Source organism: Nocardia pseudovaccinii (genome assembly GCF_050942345.1).
In the GTDB taxonomy this organism is placed as follows: domain Bacteria; phylum Actinomycetota; class Actinomycetes; order Mycobacteriales; family Mycobacteriaceae; genus Nocardia; species Nocardia pseudovaccinii.
This window is the reverse complement of the sequence record NZ_CP192074.1, coordinates 6342872-6368977: the sequence shown is the minus strand read 5'-3', so window position 1 is coordinate 6368977 and position 26106 is coordinate 6342872. Positions and strand designations below refer to the sequence as shown.

19 protein-coding genes and 3 pseudogenes are annotated in these 26106 nt (G+C 62.7%); 17 read left to right on the top strand and 5 right to left on the bottom strand.

Features of this window, described 5'->3' with window-relative positions; genetic code table 11:
- Window positions 1-20 precede the first annotated feature (20 nt).
- The 8 genes from ACQPZ2_RS28745 to ACQPZ2_RS28710 all read left to right on the top strand — a co-directional run bounded on the left by ACQPZ2_RS28745 (window position 21) and on the right by ACQPZ2_RS28710 (window position 7653).
- A complete protein-coding gene (locus ACQPZ2_RS28745) occupies window positions 21-815 on the top strand; it encodes an SDR family NAD(P)-dependent oxidoreductase (RefSeq protein WP_433521315.1) in 795 nt (264 codons plus the stop codon).
- A 38-nt stretch (window positions 816-853) separates the two neighbouring features.
- Complete coding sequence (locus tag ACQPZ2_RS28740; protein WP_433521314.1) at window positions 854-1876, top strand: WD40/YVTN/BNR-like repeat-containing protein; 1023 nt, start codon at window positions 854-856, stop codon at window positions 1874-1876.
- Window positions 1877-1895: 19 nt separating this feature from the next.
- Window positions 1896-2393: a VOC family protein gene (locus ACQPZ2_RS28735; RefSeq protein WP_433521313.1), complete on the top strand. Its 498-nt coding sequence runs from the start codon at window positions 1896-1898 to the stop codon at window positions 2391-2393.
- Window positions 2394-2406: 13 nt separating this feature from the next.
- The gene (locus ACQPZ2_RS28730; protein ID WP_433521312.1) at window positions 2407-3009 is read left to right on the top strand and encodes an amino acid synthesis family protein; all 603 of its coding nucleotides are present in this window, start codon (window positions 2407-2409) and stop codon (window positions 3007-3009) included.
- Entirely contained in the window at window positions 3006-3872 is an 867-nt protein-coding gene (locus tag ACQPZ2_RS28725; protein WP_433521311.1) for an alpha/beta fold hydrolase, read from the top strand. Before ACQPZ2_RS28730 ends, ACQPZ2_RS28725 begins: the two co-directional genes overlap by 4 nt.
- Window positions 3872-5524: a bifunctional 3-(3-hydroxy-phenyl)propionate/3-hydroxycinnamic acid hydroxylase gene (locus ACQPZ2_RS28720; protein WP_433521310.1), complete on the top strand. Its 1653-nt coding sequence runs from the start codon at window positions 3872-3874 to the stop codon at window positions 5522-5524. Before ACQPZ2_RS28725 ends, ACQPZ2_RS28720 begins: the two co-directional genes overlap by 1 nt.
- Window positions 5521-5841: an NIPSNAP family protein gene (locus tag ACQPZ2_RS28715; protein WP_433521309.1), complete on the top strand. Its 321-nt coding sequence runs from the start codon at window positions 5521-5523 to the stop codon at window positions 5839-5841. Before ACQPZ2_RS28720 ends, ACQPZ2_RS28715 begins: the two co-directional genes overlap by 4 nt.
- Window positions 5842-6180: 339 nt before the next feature.
- A complete protein-coding gene (locus tag ACQPZ2_RS28710; protein WP_433521308.1) occupies window positions 6181-7653 on the top strand; it encodes an APC family permease in 1473 nt (490 codons plus the stop codon).
- A 105-nt stretch (window positions 7654-7758) separates the two neighbouring features.
- On the opposite strand, the gene ACQPZ2_RS28705 is transcribed toward ACQPZ2_RS28710, so the two are convergent.
- Window positions 7759-8244 carry an IclR family transcriptional regulator domain-containing protein gene (locus tag ACQPZ2_RS28705; RefSeq protein WP_433527545.1) on the bottom strand — a complete coding sequence of 162 codons (486 nt, stop codon included), beginning with the start codon at window positions 8242-8244 and terminating at the stop codon, window positions 7759-7761.
- 48 nt (window positions 8245-8292) lie between these two features.
- Window positions 8293-8484, bottom strand: a pseudogene (locus ACQPZ2_RS28700) (helix-turn-helix domain-containing protein); the annotation flags it as partial.
- 213 nt (window positions 8485-8697) lie between these two features.
- On the opposite strand from ACQPZ2_RS28700, the gene wrbA reads away from it, so the two are divergent.
- From wrbA to ACQPZ2_RS28685, 3 genes and pseudogenes are all read left to right on the top strand, one after another.
- Entirely contained in the window at window positions 8698-9303 is a 606-nt protein-coding gene (gene wrbA, locus ACQPZ2_RS28695; RefSeq protein ID WP_433521307.1) for an NAD(P)H:quinone oxidoreductase, read from the top strand.
- Between the two features lie 245 nt (window positions 9304-9548).
- Window positions 9549-10174: pseudogene (locus ACQPZ2_RS28690) on the top strand (DUF401 family protein); the annotation flags it as partial.
- A gap of 9 nt (window positions 10175-10183) precedes the next feature.
- Window positions 10184-10804, top strand: a complete 621-nt coding sequence (locus ACQPZ2_RS28685) for a gluconokinase (RefSeq protein ID WP_433521306.1) — start codon at window positions 10184-10186, stop codon at window positions 10802-10804.
- A 413-nt stretch (window positions 10805-11217) separates the two neighbouring features.
- Here the strand turns inward: ACQPZ2_RS28685 and ACQPZ2_RS28680 are convergent, their stop codons facing one another.
- On the bottom strand, window positions 11218-14526 hold the full coding sequence (locus ACQPZ2_RS28680) for a protein kinase domain-containing protein (protein WP_433521305.1): 3309 nt from the start codon (window positions 14524-14526) through the stop codon (window positions 11218-11220).
- A 999-nt stretch (window positions 14527-15525) separates the two neighbouring features.
- Window positions 15526-16701 (bottom strand): PucR family transcriptional regulator, encoded by a 1176-nt coding sequence (locus ACQPZ2_RS28675; protein ID WP_433521304.1) that lies wholly within the window; start codon window positions 16699-16701, stop codon window positions 15526-15528.
- A gap of 313 nt (window positions 16702-17014) precedes the next feature.
- On the opposite strand from ACQPZ2_RS28675, the gene ACQPZ2_RS28670 reads away from it, so the two are divergent.
- From ACQPZ2_RS28670 to ACQPZ2_RS28650, 5 genes and pseudogenes are all read left to right on the top strand, one after another.
- Window positions 17015-18703 (top strand): thiamine pyrophosphate-binding protein, encoded by a 1689-nt coding sequence (locus ACQPZ2_RS28670; RefSeq protein WP_433521303.1) that lies wholly within the window; start codon window positions 17015-17017, stop codon window positions 18701-18703.
- Window positions 18700-19722, top strand: coding sequence for a pyridoxal phosphate-dependent aminotransferase (locus ACQPZ2_RS28665; RefSeq protein WP_433521302.1), 1023 nt, complete (start codon window positions 18700-18702; stop codon window positions 19720-19722). Before ACQPZ2_RS28670 ends, ACQPZ2_RS28665 begins: the two co-directional genes overlap by 4 nt.
- A 193-nt stretch (window positions 19723-19915) precedes the next feature.
- Window positions 19916-20191 (top strand): isopentenyl transferase family protein, encoded by a 276-nt coding sequence (locus tag ACQPZ2_RS28660; RefSeq protein WP_433521301.1) that lies wholly within the window; start codon window positions 19916-19918, stop codon window positions 20189-20191.
- Window positions 20179-20604, top strand: a complete 426-nt coding sequence (locus ACQPZ2_RS28655) for an isopentenyl transferase family protein (RefSeq protein ID WP_433521300.1) — start codon at window positions 20179-20181, stop codon at window positions 20602-20604. The genes ACQPZ2_RS28660 and ACQPZ2_RS28655 overlap by 13 nt, the downstream gene beginning before the upstream one ends.
- A gap of 374 nt (window positions 20605-20978) precedes the next feature.
- A pseudogene (locus ACQPZ2_RS28650) lies at window positions 20979-21516 on the top strand (TIGR00730 family Rossman fold protein).
- Window positions 21517-21663: 147 nt separating this feature from the next.
- On the opposite strand, the gene ACQPZ2_RS28645 reads toward ACQPZ2_RS28650, so the two are convergent.
- On the bottom strand, window positions 21664-22071 hold the full coding sequence (locus ACQPZ2_RS28645; RefSeq protein ID WP_433521299.1) for a TerD family protein: 408 nt from the start codon (window positions 22069-22071) through the stop codon (window positions 21664-21666).
- Between the two features lie 1095 nt (window positions 22072-23166).
- On the opposite strand from ACQPZ2_RS28645, the gene ACQPZ2_RS28640 reads away from it, so the two are divergent.
- A complete protein-coding gene (locus tag ACQPZ2_RS28640) occupies window positions 23167-26088 on the top strand; it encodes a hypothetical protein (RefSeq protein WP_433521298.1) in 2922 nt (973 codons plus the stop codon).
- The last annotated feature ends 18 nt before the right edge of the window (window positions 26089-26106 follow it).

Below are 26106 nucleotides of genomic sequence, written 5' to 3'. Positions count from 1 at the left end.
GCCTCCAACCGGAGGATCACATGGACTTGCAATTGAAGGACAGGGTCGCGGTCGTCACGGGCGGCGGCATGGGCATCGGCAAGGCCGTTGCCCGCGAACTACTCGGCGAGGGCGCGAGAGTCGTCATCGCGGCGCGCACGGTTGCCCGGCTCGAGGCGGCAGCGCGGGAACTGCACGCCGAGACCGGGGGCGAAGTGGCAGCTATCGCGGCTGACACAACCTCCACCGAGTCGGTGCGCGCCATGGTCGCGGCGGCCGCCGACCGGTTCGGACGCCTGGACATCCTGATCAACGGCGCGGCCGCCCCTTCCGGCCTGGTACGTAACACTCTCGCCGAAGCCGACCCGGAGCTGCTGTTGGCCGACCTCAACACCAAGGTCGTGGGCTACCTGCGGTGCGCTCAGGCGGCAGAGCCGTTCTTTCGGGCCGGCGGCTATGGCCGCATCATCAACATCGGCGGACTCACCGGCCGGTCCAGCCATGCCCTGTCCGGAATGCGCAATCTCGCTGTGGTTCACATGACCAAAGCTTTGTCCGACCAGCTCGGACCAGCCGGGATCACCGTGAACACCATCCATCCCGGCGTGGTCGAGACCGAGCACATCCACGAGCTCTACGAAAAAGAAGCAGCGCGCCAGAACCTCACGTCGGCCGAGATCGAGCAGGGCTTCATCGACCGCACGCCCATCCGCCGTGTCCTGGCCGCCGATGAGATCGCGCAGCTCGTCTGCTTTCTGGCCTCCCCGCTCGCGGGCGCTATCACTGGGGAGTCCATCGGAATCGACGGGGGCCTCACCCGCGGCATCTTCATTTGACCGTGCCGCTGAATTCAAGACGGGAAGGAGTTGCGCCCATGATCGGAACAGTTCTGGTAGCAACCGCAGGGCAGGGCATCCTGCGTACGTCCAACGATGGCAAGAAATGGTCCCGGCTCAGCATCGGACAGGACCTGAAATTCGACTCGGTTGTGCGCAGCCTGTTGGTGCATCCGGTGGATCCCAATGTGGTTTTCGCCGGTACCGAGCTCGGGTTGTGTCGCAGCGACGATGCCGGCGCTACCTGGAGTCGCATCGACTCACCGATGAACGACATGCACATCTGGACGTTGTCGGTCGACCCGAACGAACCGCAGACCCTGCTGGCAGGCACCGGGGCTCCCAGCCGCGCCGCGGTGTTCCGCAGTATCGACGGCGGTCGACAGTGGGAACGACTGTCGCCGGAGATCCCCGAATTCTGTGCCGGGGTGGACCGACCGCGAATCCTCACCAGCGTGTGGGATCACGTAGACGGCAAGAGCGTGTACTTCGGGATCGAAGAAGGCGGATTGTGGCGCAGCCGCGACCGCGGCGACACCTGGCAACGCATCGATGGCGACCCAGATCTGTTGCCCGACGGCGTTACTCACAGTGATGTGCACAGCATCGTCGTGTTGTCCGGCCCGCCGAAGACCATTGTTGTCGCCGTTGTCAACGCGTTCTTCGTCAGCCATGACGACGGCGCAACCTGGCAGCGCACCGATACGCGCGACACCTGGGGCATTTACTACACGCGTCTGTTCACGACGATCCCGGAAACCGACGATCTGCTGCTGGGCATCGGAGACGGAACACCGGGCACCGAAACGAAAATCCTCAAATCGACCGACCTGGGCCATACGTGGACTCCCACCAGCCTGGACACGCCCGCGAACTCGACCACCTGGGCCTTCGCCACGCACACCGCGGACCCGGACCTGATTTTCGCGGGTACGAAATACGGACATCTGTTCCGATCCACCGATAGCGGCGACAACTGGGTCAAGGAATGGCGTGAATTCCCAGAGATCACCGACGTGGCCTGGACTCCGGCCCGCGCGAAAGACAATGCCAGCCACTGACCTCCGGAGGACGAAGACCATGGTTCCCTCACCCACACCCGGCAATCCACCTGTTGTCGATCTCAAGCCGCAGGTACTACGTACTCACCTGTCGTTGTTCGTCAAGGACCCCGAGGCCTCCGCGGCCTGGTATGTCGACATCTTGGGCATGGAGATCACCGCGCGCGGTCCACGCTGGGTATTTCTGTCGTTCGGCGTCAAGCATCACGACATTGCATTGATCCGCGCCGACGAAGGCGCCGAGGTCGGTGGAATCGGGTTGCAACACTACGGACTAGAGATCGCCGGCGATATCGACAACCTGCGCCGATTACACGGAATGCTGCTGGCCAAAGGCGTCGAAGTCGTCAAGACCACCGACCACAAAGTCGGCTTCGGCCTCTACTTCAACGATCCCGACGGCAACCGATTCGAGTTCTTCTGCGAAACCGTCCACGACGACGAAGAAGGCAAACGCGTGCTGGCGGCCCACCATGCTCCCAGCGACCCCACCACCATCGACCCACTGTTCTCCTGATTGGCGTAAAGCATTGAGCACCAAAGATTTCGGCAAGTACCACATCCGCCGCTGGTACACCTTCGAGCAAGAGATTCTCACCACCGAGTCCGGCCGGCCCGCGGACGGCGACTCGGTCCGCAAGATCGTGATCGCCGCTGTGGTCGCCAACCCGTGCGCCGGAAGATTCGTCGAGGACCTGTCGGTCATCGTCGAAGGTTCCGACGTACTCGGCCACGAATTCGGTCGCCGCGCTGTCGCGGCCGCGAACGGCACACCGATCAGCAGCTACGGCAAGGCATGTTTGGTCGGAGTCAACGGCGACTACGAGCACGGTAACGCCTTCCTGACCCAGGTCTTCGCCGACCCGGTGCGGGAAGCCATCGGTGGCGGACTGTCCTGGGTACCGTCCACCGGCAAACGTGGCGGCCCCGGAACGGTGATAGATATCCCGTTGGCGCACAAGGACGCTCTGTATGTGCGCTCGCACTACGACACCGTCAGTGTGATGCTCGACGACGCACCCGGACCGGATGAGGTGGCGGTTCTTTTCGCATTCGCCACACGTGGGCGACTGCATGCCAGGTTGGGAGGACTCGCGGCAGCCGATGTCGAAGGAAGCGACGGCCTGCGATGAGTCAATTGCCGCACCCGCGACTGCAGCCCCGTCACCACCAGACCATTCTCGGCGGTCTGTCCTGCAGCTACCTGGAGTGGGGACCGGTAGATGCTCCAGCAGTGGTCATGATCCACGGGTTGCGTAGCTACGCCTACACCTGGGAAGAATTGGCGGCCGATCTTGCGCGTGATCATCGGGTGCTCGCGCTGGACCTGCGTGGTCGCGGCGACTCGGCCTGGGATCCAGACCGGCGCTACCATCACTCGGCATATCTGCATGACCTGGCGCAATGGGTCGACGGACTGCAATTGCGGCGGTTCACGCTACTCGGACACTCCCTCGGCGGTGCGGTCGCGCTGATGTACGCCGGCAAGCACTCCGATCGGGTCGCGTCGTTGATCATCGAAGACTCCGGACCGGGCGCGGCCGCAGCCGGTGCCGGTGCCGAACGTATCGCGGCCGAACTTGCCTCCACACCAACGCAATTCGACTCACTCGATGGTGCCCGCGCCTATTGGCGTTCCATCCGGCCGAATATCAGCGATACCGCGCTGGATAGCCGGGTACGCCATACCCTGAAGCAACTGCCCGATGGCCGATACCGGTGGCGATGGGACCACGCGGGCATATCCGATGCTCGTCGGACCTATCCGCCGGTGAATCTGTGGCCCTCGCTGGAACTGCTGGCCTGCCCAACCCTCCTCGTCCGCGGCGGCCGATCAGATTACTGCACGGCCGAACTCGCCGAGCAGATGCGAAAACGCCAGCCACTGTTGGAAATCGTCACGATAGGCGATGCCGGACACTACGTCCACGACGACCAGCCCGAGCGTTTCAGCGAGCAAGTGCGGGCGTTCCTCACCAGACACCAGGAGCGGTAATGGACACCGGCGCGCTGATCCGTACCCAGGTCGCGATCATCGGAGCTGGCCCGTCCGGCGTGCTGCTGGCCAACATTCTGGGTAACTACGGCGTCGAGACGGTTGTCATCGACCGTGAGACCGAAATCGTGGAATATCCACGCGCGGTAGGCATGGACGATGAATCGTTGCGGTCCCTGCAGTCGATCGATCTCGCAGAAGACCAACTCGCGGACACCATCCAGAATGTTCCGCTGCAGTTCTTCGATCGCACCGGCCGCTGCCTGGCCGATATCCGCCCGACGACCCGCGAGTTCGGCTGGGCGAGACGCAATATCTTCCTCCAACAGAATCTCGAAAAAGTATTGCGACGCGGGTTGATTCGATTTCCGGTCGCACGTCCGCTGCTCGGTCACGAGGCCGTCGCACTGACACAGACAGAGACATCTTGCACTGTGCGACTGCGCGGTCCGGACCAGCAGTCGGTCACGGTCACGGCCGACTACATCGTCGGCGCCGACGGCGGCCGCAGCAGCGTCCGTGAATTCCTGCAGATCCCCTTGGAAGGACGGACCGAACCCCGCAAATGGGTCGTCATCGACTGCGACAACGACCCGGTCGACTCCGCGAGCACGGAGCTGCATGGTGAATCCGACCGGCCCTATGTATGCGTGCACCTCCCGCACGGCTATCGGCGCTGGGAATTCATGCTGTTCCCAGGAGAGCACGACGACACGATGCTCGGTGACGACTCCATCCGGGCACTGCTCGCCCGCCACGTCGCCGACCCCTCGGCACTGAACATCGTCCGGGCTCGCGTGTACACCCACCATGCCCGTGTCGCTCGACAATTCGGCATCGGACGGGTCTTCCTCGTAGGTGATGCCGCGCATCTGATGCCACCGTGGGCTGGTCAGGGCCTCAACACCGGCATCCGAGACGTCACCAACCTGGGCTGGAAATTGGCAGGCGCCGTCCAAGGCCGCTTCGGCACGCGGTTGCTGGACTCCTATGAAACCGAGCGGAAACCACACGCCGCCGCAATGGTCTCGATGTCAGCCACCCTCGGCCGCCTACTGTGCCCGACCAATCGTGTGCAAGCCGCGCTGCGTGACGCGGTGTTACGCGCATTGGGCCTGGTGCCGAGCGTGCGCCGATGGGTCCTGGAAATGAAATTCAAGCCGATCCCGCATTATCGCCGGGGTGCTCTCGTGGCCGGAACCGAGGGCTCGTCGGCAGCCGTCGTCGGCCGGATGATGGTGCAGCCTTCGGTGCGGGTCGACGATGGTTCCACGGTGAAATTGGATGACGCGCTAGGCGATTGGCTGGCCATGGTCGGCTGGGACTGCGACCCCGCCGAGCATCTGACCGAGGGCCAGGTCGCCGATTTTCTCGCCATGGGCGGCACCTTCTTCAAGCTCGTGGAATCCTGCGAGGCCGGCCCGCGGCGGGCCACATCCTTCGCGGAAACGTTGGTGCTCGAGGACATCGACGGAGTGCTGCGCCCCTGGTTCAACGACCGTCACATCGACGTTGTCATCCTGCGGCCGGACCGCTACGTCGCCGCTGCCGCCACCCAGGCGGCACTGTCCACGACCGTCGACGCATTGCTTGCCGCTCTCGACGTCACCCGCGCACATACTCTGCATCCCCCCGAAGGGAGAGTCTCGTGATTGTCGAGGAACGGGTCTACACCCTCCGACCAGGTGCCACCGCTCGATACCTCGAGATCTGGCACGAGCGCGGCCGCTCGGCCCAGATCCGCCACCTCGGTATCCCGCTCGGGGTATACACCTGCGATGTCGGCGAGCTCAACACCATCACATTCCTGTGGCGCTTCGATTCGCCGACCGAGCGCGTGGTGCGCCGTGATGCTCTGCTGGCCGACACGGAGTTTGCAGCTTTCCGCGCCGCGGTGCGGGAACTGATGGTGTCCCAACGTAACCGATTGCTCACGCCGGTATCACTGCCTCGCGCAGATCCGGCGTGATTACCGCAAGCACATGCCGGCGCCGGCCCGACGCACCCAGGTGATTCGGCCCGCGTTCCGGCCCGGAAGTTGCCAGATTCGCGGTCCACTGCTGGCTTGCGCATTCGATTCATCAATTTGATTTACAACGATCGCGCTGCCCTGGTTTCTGGCGTATGTCCGGATTGTTTCCGACTTGCGGGCGTTCTCGGCAATTCACTGGCGTAAACGCAAATAATGAGATTCGGCATTGACATTCCATCGCCGGAGGATCACCATTTGTTCATTAAACGAACACCTTGTCCGATTATCGGACAATACTCGGTGGCTCTTTATCGGGTCGCCTTCTAGGAGTCACAAATGAGTCAATCGACGAACGGCACGTTGGGGCGCGCCAAGATCTCGATGACAGGCGTCCTGGCCCAGTCGGTGGGCTTTATGGGACCGGTGTTCTCGGTGGCGACGTTGCTACCGCTGATCATCGGGCTATCGGCAACCGGCCGAGGTGCCGGCATCGCGACTCCCGTCGCGATTCTTATCGCCGGGCTGGGAATGTTCGGCGCAGGTTGGGTCATCGCGCAATATGCCAAGCGAATTCACCTGTGCGGGTCGTTGTACGAATACATCTGTGATGCCTTCGGTCCGCGCATCGGCATTGTCGCGGGCTGGTTGTATTACGGAGCGATGCTCGTGCTCGCCGCCGCTACATTCCTCGCACTCGGGGGGCTGACCTCGAGCTTTTTGTTCAGCGCATTCGAAATCGACATCCCATGGTGGCCTATCGCATTGATCTTCGTGGCGATCGTCGTCGCCATCGTGATCGTCGGGGTGCAGGTCTCGGTACGCGCACAGTTGGCACTGGCCTTGATTTCCTCGGCCGCTGTCCTCGGATTTTCGCTGTACATCATCGCCCGCGGCGGGCTCGGTGGCCACAGTCTGTCGGCGCAACCGATCAATCCGTTCGCGGTGCCGCGGGTCGATCTGCTGTACGGCGTGCTCTACGGAATCAACATGTTCATCGGCTACGAATCCGCCGCCAACCTCGCCGAGGAGACCGATGATCCGAAGCGCCACATCCCTCGCGCCGTGTTGTGGTCGCTCACGATCGTCGGCGTGTACTTCATCATCAGCGCATACGCGCAAGCTGTCGGTTTCGGGCTCGACGCCGATGCCTGGAAGAACAGCGTGTTCCCATTGCAGAGCTTGGCATCCGGGACCGACTTCGGCTCGGTGGGATTCGGCAACCTGATATCAGTGCTGATCATTCTCGATGTGCTCGCCGTGACCATCGGCGTGGGCGTAGCGGCTACCCGAGGCATGCTCGCGATGGCGCGGGCAGGCCGTCTGCCCGCACCATTGGCCGCCCTGCACCCCCGCTTCGGTACGCCGGTCGTCGGCGCCGCAGTAGTAGGAGCGGTCGCCGTCGTGTTCATCCTGCTGGTCACCCTCACCGATGGATTCTTTTCCCGGGCGACCGAACAACCCGATGTGCTCCAGCCGCAGTGGACCCCCATGTTCGGGTGGATGGCGGGATTCGCCGGAACCGGGCTCGCCATGATGTACCTCGTTGTCAGCGCTGCCGGTGCCCGAGGACTGTGGAATGTCGTGAACAGAGCGAAGCTGACCATCGCAGCCGCCGCCGGAATTCTCGTGGCCGCGGGTGCCGTGTTCGGTGCTTTTTATCAGGCCTCGAGTCCGTTGGACACACTGCCGTGGGCTCTGGGAATTTGGATCGCTATCGGGGCGATCTGGTCTTGGTATGTCGCAAGGCGAGCCCGCGGGAGTGCGGAGTTGTCGAGTGCACCTGATGCCTTGGCCGCGGAAGCCGACTGATCGAATTCTCGTGACAGCCCCGCTGGTGCGGCCCTCTGCGCCAAACGGCGGGGCTTTTACGTAGCAGACGAATTCGCCTACGTAGCAGATGAATTCGGCGTGGCCCTATCGGGCGTCACCGTAATCTCCCACCAGCCTCTTGGCTGCTTCCGCGGCTGCGGCGATCACCACTTCGGAGACCTTGGGATCGCATTCGCCCCCCAGTTGCACGATGCCGATGCTCGAGGTCGCCCAGTCCGATGTCACGATCGGCGCCGCGACGCCAATGGCACCTGCTTGCAACGCTCCGATCGTTACGGCATATCCGAGTTCGCGGGCGCGAATGACCTCATCGCTGTCGTCGGAAGACCGGGGGCGGCCGGCGAGAATCGCAATACCGTCCGCACCGCGATCCAACGGATGACGGGCACCCTGCCGCACCGCGAGATGGAAGGTGGTATCCGCAGGCTCCTCCGTCAGCAGGATGAGAGCCTGGTCTCCGTCGGCGACGCTGAGCAACGCGGTACTGCCGGTCTTGGCGCTCAGCCGCCGCAGGATCGGCAGTACGGTGGCCTGCAGTTGTGGTCGTAGTCGGCTGGCCAGCTCGGCCACCCCGATTCCCAAGACGTATCGGGACTCGATTCGACCGATCAGCCGATGGGCTTCGAGAGTCCGAAGTAACCGGTAAACCACTGCCCGAGCGGTGGACAGTTCATCGGACAGCTCGGCAACAGTCAGGCCATCGCTGGATGCGGCGAGTAGAGACAGCACCGTCAATCCTCGATCGAGAGTCTGCGAGATCTCGCCCCCTCCTGACCTCGCCGCACCCCCTGTTTCCCGTGTTTCGCCCATGCCCGCTTCCTGTAGTGAGTCGCCAACGAGGTGACGATTGATTTTCGCAGCCGGGTCGGCGCCTGCGAAGAGCTACCCGTTGACGGGCCGCAGCCCGGCCGGTAAGTTCGATTATAGGATATTGAGTACGTTAATCGTACTTAGTCATATGTGGTCACTCCCGCCGGATGACCGCTTCGAGCATGGAAAAGGCAACAGATGTCACCTCGCATATTGGTCGCTTACTACAGCGCAACCGGATCCGTTTACCGACTCGCGCAGGCGGTAAAAGATGGTGCCGAATCAGCCGGAGCCGAAGTACGACTGCGCAGGGCCGCCGAGTTGGCACCGCCGGAAGCGATCGAGTCGAACCCGGATTGGGCGAAGCATCATGGAGAGATCGAGCTCGAGGTCCCGACCGTCAGCCTCGACGATCTCGAATGGGCCGACGGATACGCCTTCGGCACGCCGACTCGATATGGAGCTCCGGCAGCCCAGCTCAAACAGTTTCTTGATACCGCCGGCAGTTTGTGGCAGGAAGGAAAGCTCGCCGACAAGCCCGTGACGGCGTTCGTTTCCTCAGCCGAAAAGCACGGCGGACAAGAAGCGACCATCTTGTCGCTCAACAACGTCTTCTATCATTGGGGCTGCCTCATACTTCCCCTCGGCTACACCGACGACATCGTCTACGCGGCGGGTGGCAACCCCTACGGAACGTCCTGGCCCGCGGGATTCCCCTCTGCGATGCCCGACGAGACAGTGTTGGCATGCGCCCACTACCAGGGCCGCCGACTTGTCGAGTTCGCGCGGGCACTTTCGGTCGTTCGCGTCGGGAAGTAAGAGGACCAGCCGTACGGGTCCTGGCCGTATGAAGACCACCACCGACACGAGGTGTGGGATGCGCGCCTATCGCCTGCGAGCCGGACGCGGCGCACAGACTCTGGTTATGCCGCAACCATGCGGTGGGTGTGGCTGGATCTGCTCGCCGGCGCCGGGAGAATCGCCGCCGGTCTGCCAAGCTAGGCGGTGACAGGCCACGGGGAGATCATGGCTCGGTGCACGTCGTCGGCGGCGGCGGAACATACGTCTTCCTGATGCTGGGTAGCGCCGTATTCGACGTAGTGTCACCGAAATCCGGAGCGACCGCCAAGAAGGTCGTGGACGTGCTCGGCACGCCGGTCGTGGCCCTGGGGATCGCGCTCATCGTCGGCATGATCGTGCTCGGCCGGGCGGCCGGATGAGCCGAGACGCTTTGTCCGACACTATGAACAGTGCCCTGCCACCGATCACGGGGATCCTCCTGATCGTGGGCGCAGGCGGTGGTTTCAAGCAGGTGCTCGTGGACACCGGCATCGCCAACTCGATCGCCGACGCCATTCGCGACAGCAGTCTGCCGGTTCTGCTGCTGGCCTGGTTCGTGGCCTTACTCATCCGCATCGCCACGGGCTCGGCGACAGTCGCGACCGTGACCGCGTCCGGCATCCTCGCCCCGGTGGCCGCCGAACTGACCAATACCCATGTCTCCCTCATGGTTCTCGCCATCGGCGCGGGCTCGCTGTTCCTGTCGCATGTGAACGACGCCGGATTCTGGCTGGTCAAGGAATACCTGCGCATCGATGTCGTGCAGATCTTGAAATCCTGGACCGTGATGGAATGTCTCATCTCGCTCACCGGCCTGGCGGGCGTACTCGCCCTCAGCGCGATCATCTGAGCGGCGCCCATGACGTCCACCCCCACCTTGCATCCGCACATCGTGATCGTCATGGGCGTTTCCGGCTCCGGAAAGTACACGATCGCGGGCATTCTCGCCACCAGCCTCGGCTGGGATCTACTCGAAGGCGACGACCTGCACCCTCCGGCCAATATCGCGAAAATGACCAGTGGCCAAGCCCTCACCGACGCCGACCGCCTGCCCTGGTTGCAAGCCATCGCACACTGGATGTCAGATCACATCCACGACGGCCGATCCGCCATCGTCACCTGCTCGGCACTCAAGCGCTCGTACCGAGATGTCCTGCGCCACACCATGACCAGCCATCCCGAGGCGCTCCTGACGTTCATCCACCTCAGCGGCAACCGCGAACAACTGCAATGCCGCCTCACCGCCCGCATGGACCATTTCATGCCACCGGGTTTGCTCGACTCCCAGCTCGACGCTCTCGAGGCCCCGGTCGCCGAAGACGACGTCGTCGCCCTCGAAATCGGGCCGCCGCTGAACGAAGTCGCAACCGCCGCGCTGACACTGCTGTCCAGGCAAGGCAGGCAGTCGATGAGCCAGCGGGACCGGCGGAGGACTCTTCGTGGTGATACAAGTCCATGTGGGTCGCGCCGTCGATGTTGAAGAGCTCGGTGGTCCCCCGGTCCTGGCGACGGCATCTTCGCTGAAGTGGCGTGCATCTGCGATGGTGCCAGCGATTATGAACAGCGGGGCGCGGTGCGATCCAGTCGATATTGCGGTACCGGTCGATTGAGCGAAGACGCCGAAGCGGAAGGTTCTCCACCTGGTCAACCGAATGTGACGTCCGAGCAGGCCGCAGCAGTCGGCATAGCTCTCGCCGGACATCATGCTCGTCGCTGCTACTCGCTTCGATCCACAGCACCGGTCGCATGCGCCCGCTGATCACCAGAGCCGCTAGATGCAGGGACAGGACCGGTCTATGGCAGAGCGCCCGCTCATCTTCAACTATCAAGCACCGGAACGTATTCGATCACGTTGGGGCACGAGCCTCGCTGGATCGTGGTCGGCGGTCGTAGTCAGGCGTCGGTGGCATTCGGTCGTGGTTCTGAAGGTTGCTTTTGCGATGCCGCGATCCAAGCGGCGATCTGTGCCCGCGATGTGAACTCTAGCTTGGTCAGCAGATTCTCGACGTGTCTCTCTGCAGTGCGCGGCGAGATCACCAGGCGGGCGGCGATCTCCCTGTTCGTCAGCCCTTCGGCTACCAGTTCGGCGACTTGCCTCTCGCGTTTGGTGAGTTTGCCGCCGCCAGCGTCTGCTGACGCAGGTGAGAAGTGTTCACCAAGCGCGTACGCGATCGCGGCGTCGAAACCGAGCGCGGCGCCTTCCCGCTGGGCTGCGGCGTAGGTCTGGCTGCTCATTGCCCGTCGGGCTCGGCGCTCGCACGCTTCTTGGTGGACCTGCAGGTCTGAAAACATTGCGGGCGGGGTCCCCACTGACTGGCCGATCTGCTCAGCAGCGGCTGTCAACACGACCGCACGCTCGGCATTTTCTGCCTCGGCGGCAATCCACGCCAGTGCTTGTAGGCACAGGCTCGTGTTCATGCGGTCTTTTGCAGTCCGGCTTACCTGCAAAGCCTGTGCAAGTAATCGAGTCGCCTGCGCGGGATCGCCCTGCAGCCACAACGCAGTAGCTAGCCAGTACAGTACGTACGACCGATATAACAACTCTCCGTGTTCCTCGGTGATCGCGAGCGCGCGCTCATAGTATTTGATCGCCCTTTCGCTGTCATGGCGCAGTTCATACGTGAGCCCTAAGGCGGTGACAGCCAAGACCTGGAAGAGGAGGTCGCCGCTTTGAGCGTACACATGGGCAGCCCCTTCGAAATACTGGGCTGCATCGGAGAAATTCCCGCTGAACAATGCGTGGGCTCCGTCGGCGAAATCGATGTGTGCGTGGGCTAGAGGGTCGGTTGTCTGCTCGACGAGCGCACGCCCGTCGCCCACGAGAACGGCCACGGCGGGAAGGTCGCCCTGCAGCCCTGCCATTTGACAGGCGGCGAAGAGCGCTGCGGCATATTCGACAGTGGCTTGCCCGGTTCGGCGTGTCAGGAGGCGGTCCATCCAGCGTCGCCCCTCGCTGAGCCAACCTTGGGTTACCCAGAACGGAAACAATGCGACGGCGATCCGGATTCCGGTTTCAGGGCTGCCGGACGCGCAGAATTCCAGCGCTTGCCGCAGGTTTGGTAGCTCCCGGCGAAACCTGGCGATCCATTCGAGCTCCCGGGGACTTATCCAGTCGGCGACGGCATCGATCGCCAGTCGTTCATACCAGTCGCGGTGGCGGCGGCAAAGCTCGAGGTATTCACCGGCCTGCTGTGCCTTTTCCTTGCCGTAGTCGCGCACGGTGTCGAGCATTCTGAACCGCACTACGGTACCCGACTCCTCCCGTGCCAGGATAGATTTGTCGACCAGGTCGGTTACCGTGTTCAGGAACTCCTCTGCTGCAAGATCATCGCCACACACGTATTGGGCGGCCTCGAGTTCGAAGCTGCCGGTGAAGACCGACAGCTGGGCCCACACTTGTTGGCCCGTCGGTTCGCAAAGGTCGTAGCTCCAGTCGATACATATGCGCAGTGTCTGTTGCCGTGGCGGGGCGCTCCTACTGCCCCGCGTCAGTAATGCGAACCGATCGGTCAACCGCTGCAGTATCTGCTCGGGCGACATTACCCGCAACCAAGCCGTGGCCAGCTCGATCGGCAATGGCAACCCATCCAGCCGCCGACAAATCTGGGCGATGGTGACTTTGTTGTCTTCGGTGAGCTCGAACCCCACGACAGCCGTGGCAGCTCTTTCGGCGAACAATCTCATCGCGTCGTTATGGGTCAGGTTCCTCGGTCGATCGGGATCGGGGACAGCAAACGGATGAATCGGCAATACAGCCTCCCCAGCGACCCCGATCGGTTCGCGGCTTGTCGCGAGAATCCGCAACCCGGGACACGAGCGAAGCAGCGAATCGGCGAGCTCGGCGACTGCGGCCACCATGTGCTCGCAATTGTCCAGCACCAGCAGTAGTTCCCGATCGGCGAGGAATTCGACGAGGACCTCGTGCAAGGGGCGCTCCGACCGGTCCTGCAATCCCAGCGCGCCCGCAACGATACCCAGCAGCAGCGACTCGTCACGCAGTTCGCCCAGCACCACAAAAGCCACACCGTCGGCGAAGTCACGCCGCACGCCGGTGGCGACCCGCACCGCCAGCCGCGTCTTGCCGACGCCGCCGATCCCGGTCAAGGTCACTATTCGCGAAGTCGACAACGAGTTCGTTGCTGCGGTCAGTTCCGTGCGCCGGTTGACGAAACTGGTCAGTTCCAGTGGAATTCGCCCTGGCCGGGCTGAACCCGATGAAGTATCCGACGGTCGAAGGTCAGGCGATCCGGCCGGGACGGACTTCTCGGGCCCGGATGAAGTGGCCCCGTGCGCGGCTGCAGATGGAGGGTACAGAACCAACTCATCGACGGAGAAGCCATGGTGGAGTTGGGATGCCTGGAGTTGTTCACCCAGTTCTGCTGCGGACGGGCGGCTGCCCGGGGCGCTGGACATGGCGCGTTCGATCATGGTGCTGACGTCCTCGGGAATGCCCGGCCGCCGCAGGTCCGGGACCGGCTCGGAGGTGATCCTGAGGAATTGGGCCACCAACTGTTCACCGCTACGACGTTCAAAAGCGGCATGACCGGTGATCGCAGCGAACAACGTCGCGCCCAAGCTGTAGACATCCGCAGCAGGACTCGGTGGCTCGCCGGCGACCACCTCCGGAGCAGTGAAAGCCGGTGTACCTGTCACAATACCGGTGCCAGTAACAAACCCTCCCGCGACATGGGCGATTCCGAAATCCGCCAGCGTCGGCTCGTCATAGTCGGTGAAAAGTATGTTCGCGGGTTTGACGTCGCGATGGAGAACCCCGTAGCGATGTGCCGTCTCGAGAGCCCCTGCCATCTTTACCCCGAGCCGCAGCCCTTCCAGTAGTTCCAGCGGCCCGTTGCTGCGGATCCGTGCGTCGAGGGAGCCCTGTGGATAGTACGGCATGACGATATAGGGACGACCGTTGTCGGTGGCACCGGCATGAAGGACACTCACGATGTTGGGGTGTCCGGTCAACCTGCCCGCTGCCTGCTGCTCGCGGTAGAACCGCGCCCGATTGTCCTCATCGAGATCGGCGGTGAGGACCTTGACCGCCACAACGCGGTCGAGCGAACCCTGTTTGCAACGGTAGACAGTGCCGAACCCCCCGCGGCCGATCTCTTCAGCCTCATCGAACCCGGCGGCTGCCAGTTCCGCCACGACCGAACCGGACATGTCGCGTTGCGTTGCGAAGGGATCGATATCGGTCATTTACTCCTGCACCGATTCAAAGACCATGGCGAAACACCACTGCTCACCTCTCGATGATGTGTCCCCTCAGGATAGCCCCGGTTGAGGGATGGCCATTGCTTACGTTCGATCGTTCGGCACCGTTACTTACCGGCGCGCGGACCAGACTTTATACCTTGCCCCCGTCACCAGGGCTCACCGCCCGGTTGGTGGGACGTTGGTGGAGATCCAGGCTGTGGCCGTGATCGAATGACCGAGGTCACACGACGTTGTGTCTTCCGAGAGGATCAGAATTCGACGCGCTGCCTTCCATTGCACGCGGATTCCTTGTGCGGGGATCACCACAACTCCGAGCCGAGGCGTGCGGGCAGCGCAGTGAGTAGCGTCATTATCACAAGGGTGGTCGACTGGCAGGACACCGACGCAGCCGGGCAATACCACCGCAGCACTGTCATCAGGTGGAGGCAGCTGAGACCCGTCCTACTGGGACGCCTCGGGTTGCAGTGGTTGTTCGGCCGGATTCCACGGTCCGATACGAAGTCGACTACCTCGATAGGCTCTGGTTCGGTGAGACTGTCTCTGTCGAATGTCCTTCGGCGATATTGGGCGCACTTCGGTGCGCTATGACTTTCTGATCACCAGAGTGCCGGTGGGAGCCACGGTGCTGCTGTCGGACCCGCCGACGCCAGCGGTACTCGGTGTTCTTACCGCTGTCCATGCGCCCGATCCCGAGACCGGCTCGCAACCGTGATCGCCTTGTGTAGCAAGCCGCTCTGCGGGCGCGTGGCCGCTGCCCCATAGGGCTTGCAAAGACAATTTCTTCCGAACCGCGTTTCCGCGTATGTAGCTAGGCCTCGATGCGTAGCTTCGTGATCGGCGGAGGGGCGTGGGCCAGCACTTCTCCGCCTTGATTGACAGCTCGCACCGAACCACAAGATCGCCATCTGTATCGTGCTCTCCGACTGCAGCGAACAAGTCGATGACGAATCCCCGTTGGCAAGCAGTGCGATACCGGGCCGCTCATCGGTCGGCGGACCACGCTATTGCCGCGATGCGCAGCAGCGGGAAGGTGGAATAGTCGGCGGGGTCCAATTCGATGACTGCGCGGATGCGCCGCAGCCGGTAGTCCAGGGTTCGCGGATGTATCCCGAGATATCGAGCGGTTGTCCCGCGCCGAGCGTTGAGTGCGATCCAGGCGTACAGGGTTTCGGCCAGTTTGGGCTGGTTCTGTACGTCCAGTAAGAGTGCTTGTGCCTTGCGTAGGAGCGTTGGATCCGCGCTGAGGATGATTCTTTCGAAGAGAATCAACCTCGATTCGTAAACTCTGGGCGGATATCCTAGACGATGAATGCAGCGGATGCTTTCCTTGCATTCGGCAGTGGCTTTCGGGATATCAGATGCGGGCACCGGGGGGGAGACGGCCGCCCAGCATGGTTTATTCATTCGCTGTGCCGCCATGTCTCGCGCAATTTCCGCCGATCGGGCGTCCAGCGAATGCGGGTAGATCAGTACGAGGTCGTTGTCGGCCAATGACCAGTAGACGTCGGATTCCTTCAGGTCATCGGCGACGCGGAGCCAGATACTTCGGATGTACTCGGTTCGGTCTTCTTCGGTCCGCGTCGTGATTCGCAGGATTGAATACGAGGCTTCGAGATCTGACTCCGTGAGTGTGGGGTCGGTCGTATCGCCGCGTAACAAGGCATTTCCGGTCAGCATCCGTACAGGATGATCTCTGCCCAGTTCGAGCAGGCGGGTTCGAAATTCCGTTATCTTGACCTGGTTGAATACCGTCGCTGCGGGGCGGTTGTATGATGCGTACTCCATCAGCCCGGACACCATGTTTTCTGCTCCGTGTTCGAAGACATATCGCATCGTGGTCTTTATGGCGACGGTCGTGGATAAGCACAATTCGTGCTCGGCGAGGCCCGAATCCGCATAGATACTTGCCATTTCACGTACCGGTTCGGTATCCACTCGATCGAAGCTCCTGCTCAGCCGGAACTCTTCAACAATACTCGAGCCGAGTCGATGCATCAGTTGCTTGAAATGCAGGCGCTGTCGAGCAGAGAGCTCGTTATGTGCAGCGATGGTGTGATCGTTCGCGGTCATCGTCACGTCGCCGATATTCGAGAGATGTGATGTCAGGAACTCGACGAGCCGATCGGTCTCGTTGTCGGTCGTGATTCGATCCGCCATACAAAAAACCCATATCTTTCAGGCTGTTTCCTCAGCGGGTCAGCCGGTTGCGATGTACCTGTGGATCCAGGACCGAGAATCTATGTCGGTCCACAGGAGCAACCACCACACTGGTTCAATTATTTCCGTAAGCGGACCCATGTTCAATGTATTGTTGATTACATACCAACCGGTCGTATTTTTCGAAGCGCCGTCGGGCATTATGCTTATTGACACATTGCGCAATTCGCTGCCTCGGATCTAACTATTGTGAGCATTGCGCAGGTTTGAATGCCCGGCATAGGTTCGGTATCTGAGTCGTTTCAGATTCGGTGTGGCGGAAAAGTTTCCAGCAATTCTCCTGCTATTTTCAGAGGTCAGTGTGCGTGTGCGTGAAGGTTTAGCCGACGCCGTCCGCGATGCGGGTGTCGATGTCATATTCGGACTGATGGGCAGCGCTAATCAGAATTTGATGTGCGACCTGGGTTTCCGACACCGTATGCGAATCGTGCGTGGTCGACATGAGAGTGCCGTGGCGAGTATGGCCGACGGGTTCGCTCGCTTCAGTGGCCGGTTCGGGGTCGCGACGGTGACGGCAGGTCCTGGGCTGACCAACACGGGGACGGCGCTCGCCGTTGCGCGTGGGCACAGGTCGCCTGTGCTGGTGTTGGCGGGAGAGGTCGCCAGGGGAGACAAGCGCAATCCACAACAGTTGGACCAGTTACGGTTCGGCCACCTCGTTGCCGGCGGCTCGGGCCGGATATCCGACGCGGCGCAGTGGCGCGCTGAATGGGAGCGTGCGGTCACGATGCTGCGATCCGGCCGCCCGTATGTATTGAGCGTGCCGGTGGACGTGCAGGAGTCGCCGATTCCCGCGACCGCGACTCCACCAACGCGCGCAGAGCCGGATACGTTGCCGTCGGAAGCCGTTGCCGCAGCGGCGGTGTTGGCCGACGCCGAACAGATCGGCGTAGTCGCCGGCTCCGGAGCCCGCGCGGCCGCGCACGAATTACGTTGCTTCGCAGATCGATTCGGCGCCGTTTTGACCACTACCCTGCCAGCGGCCGGACTGTTCGCCGGGCATCGCCTCGATGCCGGAGTATGCGGGGGCATGGGCGACGGTCGGGCGTTGCGTGCCTTGGGCGAGTGCGACGTCGTGCTCGCCGTCGGAACGAGTTTGCACCCCATGGCGATATCCGGGTTCGCTGACTCCACGCGGGTGGTGCGCATCGATAGTGATCGATCCGTCGTCGCCGAGGTTCGCGACACGGAGATCGCTCTTCATGCGACGGCCGCCACCGGCGTCGCCGCTGTGCTCGCCCTCCTCGACGGTACTCCGGCCCGCACACCGTGTGCTGCCGTTGTCGACATAGTCGCGGACCGGCGCCCCATCGACGATCGGCCGTGGCACAACACCGAGAGCACTCTCGATCCGCGGTGTGCGTTGGAGGCCGTGCTCGGGCAGCTACCCCACAAACGTGCGGTGGTGATCGGTGGTGGACACGCCGCGGTCACGGCAGCTCAGCTCATACCACCGACAGGAGCCCGGGAATGGGGTTGCGTCTCTACCGATTTCGGTGCGATCGGGCAAGCCCTTCCGGTAGCGATCGGAGCCTGCGTGGCCCGGCCCGAGCTGCGTGTCTTCCATATCACCGGAGATGGCGAACTGATGATGAGCTTGGCCGAACTTGATTCGGCAGTGCGCCAGCGGTTGTCGCTGACCGTCGTCATCCTCAACGACGGTGGTTTCGCGCAGGAACGGCACAATCTTCGGCGCGCAGAGCTGCCGCTCGACTACGCCGATTACGAATCGCCCGACTTCTGCTCTCTTGCTGCGGCTTTCGGAGCCCGGTCCGTCCGGGTCGCTGGCCCGAACGATTTGCTCAGGCTGCGTTCCGCGCTCGGTCACTCGTCGGGAGTAGTCGTCATCGATGTCGCGGTGACCCCGGAATACTTGAATCCCGCGTCGCAGTCGATAGCGCACGCACTACATCGTGGTGCTGGAGAAGGTGCACAGCGATGACGGAAATTCCGACCTTACCGCTGTATCTGCACACGAACGAGTCGCCATACGGTCCACCCGATGGCGTGTGGGAGGCGGTATCCGACGAGGTCATGGCGAACTGCCACCGGTATCCCGATAGCGAGTGTCGGGATCTTCGTGCAGCCATCGCCCGCCACGTGGACCTGCCCGATGACATGGTCGCGGTGGGCAATGGGCTCGATGAGCTGATATTGCTCGCCGTACACGCCTACGCGGGGCACGGCGGCAACGTCGTGCTGACCGATTGCACCTTTCCGGGCTACGCCGCGTGCTCGGCATTGGTCGGCGCCAAGACCCGCATCGTCCAGTTGGAGAACTATCGCGTTGCTGCGTCGGCCATGGTCGAGGCCATCAGCGCGGGAACCGATCTGGCCTTCGTTTGCAACCCGCACAATCCGACCGGAACTCTCCTCACGCCGGACCAGATCCGTGACCTCATCGACGCGGCCGAGGCGACCGGTGCCGTTCTCGTCGTCGACGAGGCCTACATGGATTTCGTTGCAAACCAGTCCGCGATCGACGCGGTACGGGCAGGTCGGCAGGTGATCGTCTTGCGCACCTTTTCCAAGGCATGGTCCATGGCGGCACTGCGAATTGGTTACGCGGTCGGGCCGACGCGACTCATCGACAAGTTGTGGCAAGCGCGGCGTCCGTTGCCGTTCAGCGTGAACCCGATGGCGCAGCGAGCAGTTCCGATCGCGGTGCGAGATGAGAAGTTCATCGACACAGTCCGGCGGCAGACCGCTCGCGCGCGGGGACTGATGTTCTCTCGGCTGCACGAGGCGCGAGTGCGTTATCTGCCGTCGGTGACCAACTTTGTTATGGTTTCCACCGGTGATCGAAACAGTGCAGCGGTCACCGCTCGACTGGCCGACGAACACCGGATCTACGTTCGTGATCTCGCCGGGTTCGAGTTACCCGGATGGATCCGCGTCACGATCGGGACCCAGGCGCAAACCGAGTACACCTGCGCAGTCTTGGCGGCCGTGCTCACCTGAGTCGGCCACGGTCTTCCCTATACCGAGGGCGGGTGGACAGTGCTGCCCACTCGTCGCGCAAACCTTCGCACCCGAACTACTGAATCGGTGAATTATGTTCGAGCATAATCAATCTGACCACGTATCAAGTCGAATTGCGACGACATCGGTCGTCGAGGTCTCGGCATCGTTACCCGGCCGAGGTGAGACATCCATGGAGAGCGGCATTTTCCCGGAGACGGCGGATGTGTTGTTGATCGCCGGACCCACCGGATCGGGGAAGACCGAAGTAGCCATGGAGCTGGCCGATGCGATGCAGGCGCCGGTCGTGGTCGCCGATCGCATCCAATGCTATGTGGATCTGTCATCGACCAGCACGCGATTCGCCGACGCGGCGAACAGATTTCACCTGAGTGACCGAGTTGTCCCGGACGGTGACTACCGGCTGCCGAGGCCGCCTAATCGCTGTGGAACCACGTGCAGACACTGACCCGACACCACCAGCGCATTGTCATCGAGGGCGGCTCGATCTCGGTGCTGCGTAGTTTCGCGCGGCACAGAGACCAGTTCGCGTTCCGGTTCGCCGCACGCGTTCTTGACCTGCGCGATGAATCGACCTACCTCGATCGCCTCCGCGACCGGGCGCTGCGGATGCTCGGCAATGGAATGTTGGAGGAGTTCGCCGCGGCCTGGCAGCACACTGGGCACCGGCGATTCGTCGCCTCCATCAACGGATTCGAGGCGCTTGTGCAATGGTGCGAGCAGACCGAGACGGACCCGCGGGATCTGGTGGGCATCACCCCCGATGAACCCATGGCGGTCGAACTCGCTGAACGCATAGCCCAAGTCCACGCCGAGCACGGCCACGAACAGTACGCGGTATTCGCCCACCTGTTCGGCTGAGGATTCCCGCCGCCGTTCCATATCTGGAGTGATTCGCACAAATCTGAAACTCGCGGCCTACACCGACATCGAAGAGGGCGGCCCCTTCTCGTTCCGTCTTCGGCGGATAGGAGTCGAAGCCGTCCGTTGGACCGGTACCAGCTGCACCGAAATCGCGGAGTGGGCTGGAAATCTCGTTCATATCGAACAGGCGCGGCCGGGCGGCCGATCGGTGCCGGTGTTGCTACTGCATCGAATCCACGGCGTGCAGACCATCCCGATCGGCCACTGGATCATGCGGGTTCGCACCATGTCTATGACCCGCACACATTCGCTGTCAGCTACGTGCGAACTGACGCGGACGATAGCCATCGCCGTGGAATGGAGGGAAAACGGTGCGCGGGACCGCGCGCCGATATTCGGTATTCGGGTGTTGCTCGGTGAGCACATTCGATCCCGTACACCTGGCCTTGGCCCAGGAGGGCACCGAAATCGCGGACCGGAGTTGGCAATTGGTCTCTGGCGGCGGTCGCGTCGCCATGATGGGCGCTATCGCAACCGCGGAGCGAGCTGGCGGTACACACACGTTGGTGTAAGCCCGAGACACTTGGTGCACCGTGAGGTCGCCGACATCCACGCTCATGAAACACTCGTCACACAAACCATGCGAGAAGGCAAGCAGATCATGGCCGATCGCGCCGACGCCTTCCTGACCCTCCCCGGCCGCATGGCACTCTCGAGGAGTTCCTCGAGATCTGGACCAGCGTTGATCTCGGCGTGCATGACAAGCCCGTGGTCGTGCTCGATCCACACGGCCACGACCGCAGGCTCGTCGAATGGATCGCTGAACTACATTTGCGCGGGTTCGGCGGAAAAGCAGTGCTGGAGCGGATGACGGTAGCCACCGGCGTGCCTGATGCATTCGCGGCGTAGGGAACCCGCTCGCAATGGTGGATCACCATTCCACCAGCGGCAGATGATACGCGGTGGGTATTCCTGCAGCGCAGCGTAGTTGGGCTCGAGCGGATGGTCCCACCGGAGGTCGTGGCGGGTGGGTCGTCGATCTCGACGCCGAACTCCTCAGCTAGTCCACGTAGCCCGCCTGCCCATCCCTGGCCGACCGCCCGGAATTTCCATGCCCTGTTTCATCGGTAGAATTCGCCGCATTATCGCTGTCACAGCATCGGGCTGGTCGACCTCGAACAAGATCGGTGTGCTGTTCGTGTCCTGGACAGCAGCGTGAGATCGGAGACATCTCGGAACGATCCCCGGTCGACCGATCCAGAAAATGACGATTCGGGAAATGATGCCTTCGACATTAGTCAGGGCGACAGTGATTTTCGCGCGCCCCACCGCCGAATCGTCAAGCGATGCGGCACCAGTCGGATGTTTCGCAGCGTTGTAGAACACGAAGTCGTCGTTCGTCCGAATCTTTCCGGGTTCGGTCAGCAGCAGCGCTTGGGGGTCGACCTCGCACTGGGACCCCATTCGAGTGTCACGGTCACGGTCGACGCGGTAACTGGAGCGTTTCCGCCGCGTACGAGCTTCACGTTGTGCACACCGTTCCCGCGGGGCCCGCTGTTACGCGCTGCAGCGGCGTGTCTGCTTTGCCGATGGAGTCTTGCGTGTCGTCGCCCCCGGGTGCGTGTGGGCGATCGGTGGCGCACACATCGGCTACTTAGAATACGTTTACCTGACGCGGCTCGCCCACTGCGACACACTGGTCCTCGACGTGACTTTTCGCCGATACAAATGGATCTCGGCCGCGACAGTCGGCGTCGTAGTCCGCCGACCGACGACGTCGGGAGTTTACCGATGTCCGCCGCAGGCGGGCGAACGCCGCGGCGGACCAGGAATACGAGATCCGTTGTGGACGCGCGTGGTGGAGACGGTCTGGGGTCAGGCGGCGGCACGGCAGTGGTCGCTGCAGGCGCGTCCGCGGAAGCAGTGGACACTCACCCAGCCTTGCGGCGGTGGCAGGGGTGTGGTCGTAGTCCACGCCGTTGGCGAGGAAGGCGGGCAGTCGTCGTCGCGGATGTCGGCCTGGTTCGGGTGCGGACGATCATGTCGGCGTCGAAGTCGTCGCGGGTCCGTTCACCGGCACTGTCGCGTTGGGCGCGGATCGCTCGGCGACCTAGCGTAGTGCCGATCCCTGTGCTGAGGGCTCGTAGGGGCGGTCGGTTCCTGGGAGGAAGCGGGTGCGGATGTAGTTGGTGACGACCGGGTCCTCGTGCACCGGACGACGTTTCGTTGCGAATGCTCCCGGCAGATTCTTGGGAGGACACCCAGACGGTCACGATCTACAACTTCACGAACGGCACCGCCTACCTCCACACCAACTGCCGGTGAACCCACGACGAGAATGTCCATAGCAGACCGGTCTCGTGAGCCGTCACGCGAGACTGAGTAGCCAAGTCCTGGAGTCGGTTCGGTAGCCGGACCACAGGGTCCGCTGGTTCGAACACACCCTGTCCGGGGAGGGCGGCTCGGGTCACTATGGGTCCGTCGATCCGTGCCGACGCCGGGGGTTGTTGTCGGGTCGGCAGTGATCGGGGGAATCAACACCGAGACCGGGGAGATCCGATGGTTGAGCTTTTTCGTTTTATTCAGCAGGAGTTCGTCGTTCCAGACGGCGGCGACGCGGTGGATCTGACAACGAAGTCGGCGTTCCAGATCAAGCTGCGTGACCTGATCAAGACCGGACCGTACAGCGCGGTTCGCGTCGAGGCTGAGAAGTACATTGACGGTGTGGTGGCGGGATCGACCGCGACCCTCGTCGACCCGGGGCTGGCCCGCCTGGCCAAATACACCGACCTGCGGGTGAAATTGCTCGCGCTACCCGCCTCGGCGCAGGGGTTGACCGGTACGCCGCCACCCACCCTGTCCACCCGGGTGAGCAAGGCGATCAAGGATGTGTTCGCCCAGGAGCCCGCCGATCTCGTCGCCTCGCAGAAGTTCAAGGACGAGTTGGCGGTGTCGAGCGACGTACTGGTGGCCGTGAAGATCACCACCCGGTTCGACCGAGTGGATGCGCCGGCGATCACCGCGATGCGCCAGGTGGTGGCATTCATCGCCGATTTCGTGGCCGGTCGGGCTGATCCGCTGAGCGTCGACAGGATTCGCGCGCTGTTGGAGCGACCGGTGCGGATTCCCGAGGAGTTCTTTCCGCGCAAGGCCCCGGATCCACAGCTGGCCGCGGCACCCGCGCCCGATTCTCAGGTGATCCGCCGCGCGGCACTGGCGACCGAGCAGGCGGCCTTCCAGCAGGCTTACGACACTTTGATGGCGGCACGGCCGAGCCAGCTGGCCATTCATCGACCGTTGGTGGTCGAGGACCCTGTCGTGCACGCGACGCAGGACCAGGAGCAGGCGTTCGCCCGCGCAAGCGCGGTGCCCAGTGTCCTCGGCGTCGCTCCGGAGACTATCGAGTCTATGAATTCGGTTGTCCAGGAACATCTTCGGGTGGAACTGGGCGATGCCGCGACCGCTTCGGTACAGGACATTCTCGACGTCGTGAAGCGCCGCTGGCTGACCCTCGCGCGCGAAGTGGAACCGAGCAGGGTGCCCAAGCCCGCGCGGGTCTACCGGCTCGGCGCGAATCTATTCGCGATCGAAGATACCAGCCCGAACCTGTCCGTGATCGAAGAGCTCGGCTCGGGAACCGCAGCCACCGATCCGCCGCCGGATTTCAGTCATGCGATCACCCGTCCGGTCGGTGTCGGTGATCTGCAGGTTGTCCGCCAGGAGCTCATCGGCTATGTGCCCGCGGACATTTCGCACATCGAGAACGTGCTGCCCGGTGAGCTGCTGCGCAAGACGACCAAGCGCGAGGAGACCTCGGAGCTGACTCTCACCTCGGAAACCGAGACGGTGCAGAGCAACGAGCGCGACGGTCAGACCACAGACCGCAACGAGCTGGCGACCGAGGCGCAGCAGGAGGCGGGCCAGCAGAGCTCGACCACGCAGGATCAGACCTCCACGAGCAACTACGGCAGGCTGGTCGAGAACAGCAAGACCGATTACGCGCGCAGTGTCACCGACCGGGCCGTCAACAAACTCACTCAGTCGGTGAAACAGCAACGGGTGCAGCGGGAAAAGAAGGTGTACACCGAGGAGACGGTGCACCAGCTGGACAACAGCCACGGCATCAGCCCGCTGCGCGGCATTTACCAGTGGGTCGACAAGAAGTACAAGACCAAGGTGTTCAACTACGGCAAGCGGCTGCTGTACGACGTAGTTGTCCCCGAGCCCGCTGCTTTTCTGATCCAGTCGCTCGAGTCGGCCGCGCAGCCGGAGAACTTCCAGCTGACTCGGCCGGCCGTGCCGACCATCACACCCGGCGAGCTGAATGCGGGGAACTATCTGGAGTGGGCCACCCGGTACGGGGTGACCGGGGCGGTGACGCCACCGCCGGCGGAATTCGTGCAGACCGTCGCGGAGACCCAAACCGCCGAGCCAGGCAAGGCGATGGACGGTCACTACGGCACCGGCAGTCCCGATTTCGCCCAGTACTACACGGCTTTCAAAATCCGGGTGCCCGAGAACTACACGGCAATCAGTGGTTACGTACAACATACGAACCACCACTTCGCGCTCCCCGAGACCGATTACCCGTACTTCGAGTTCTATATCGGAGAGGACACTTTCGTTCAATTCCGCAAGGGCTCGCCGATCAACCAGTCGTTTTCGTTGAAGGGGGAGACCGGTGACCTTCCGGTCACGATGAACACCTATCCGCGGGTGCTCCAGTTCAACTTCGCCATCGGCGTCAACTGCAGGCGCACCGACAAGCTGCTGGAGAAGTGGCAGCTGGATACGCACGCGAAAATCGTTGCGGGATACCAGCGACAGTACACCGAGTACCTGGATCAGCTCGGCAAGTACCAGACCGCCGTGCGCACCCAGATGAGCCTTGCGACCGCGTTCGCGCACGATTCGACGACCGAGCGTCAGGAGTTGAAGAAGGCTTTCATCCACTTGCTGATGAGCGAGCACTTCGGCGATGTGTACTACCCCGCACCTGATCCCGGGCAGTTCCCGCCGGATCCGCGATATGTCAAGCAGTGGGGTGCGGTGGTCGCCTTCTTCGAGCGGGCCTTCGAATGGGAGCACCTCATGTACATCTTCTACCCGTACTTCTGGGGCCGGCGGGATCAGTGGTCCGAGCTGGTGTTGATCCAGGACATCGATCCGCAGTTCGAGGCCTTCCTGAAGGCGGGCGCCGCGCGCGTGGTGCTGCCGGTGCGGCCCGGTTTCGAGGCGGCGCTCGCACACTTCCACGAAACCGGCGACGTGTGGATGGGTGAGGAGATCCCGGACATGTTCAGCGACCGGTACGTCTCCATCATCGCGGAGATCAAGGCTCGCAACGCCGCCGCGGATGCCGAGGTGTGCGTCGCCGAATGGGAGGTCCGCCTGCCGACGACGCTGGTCATGTTGAAGGAAGACGCGCAACTGCCGCAGTGGTCGCCCGCTGCGTGCCTGCCCGGCGACAGCAACAACTGAGAACGGGGGACCGGGGGC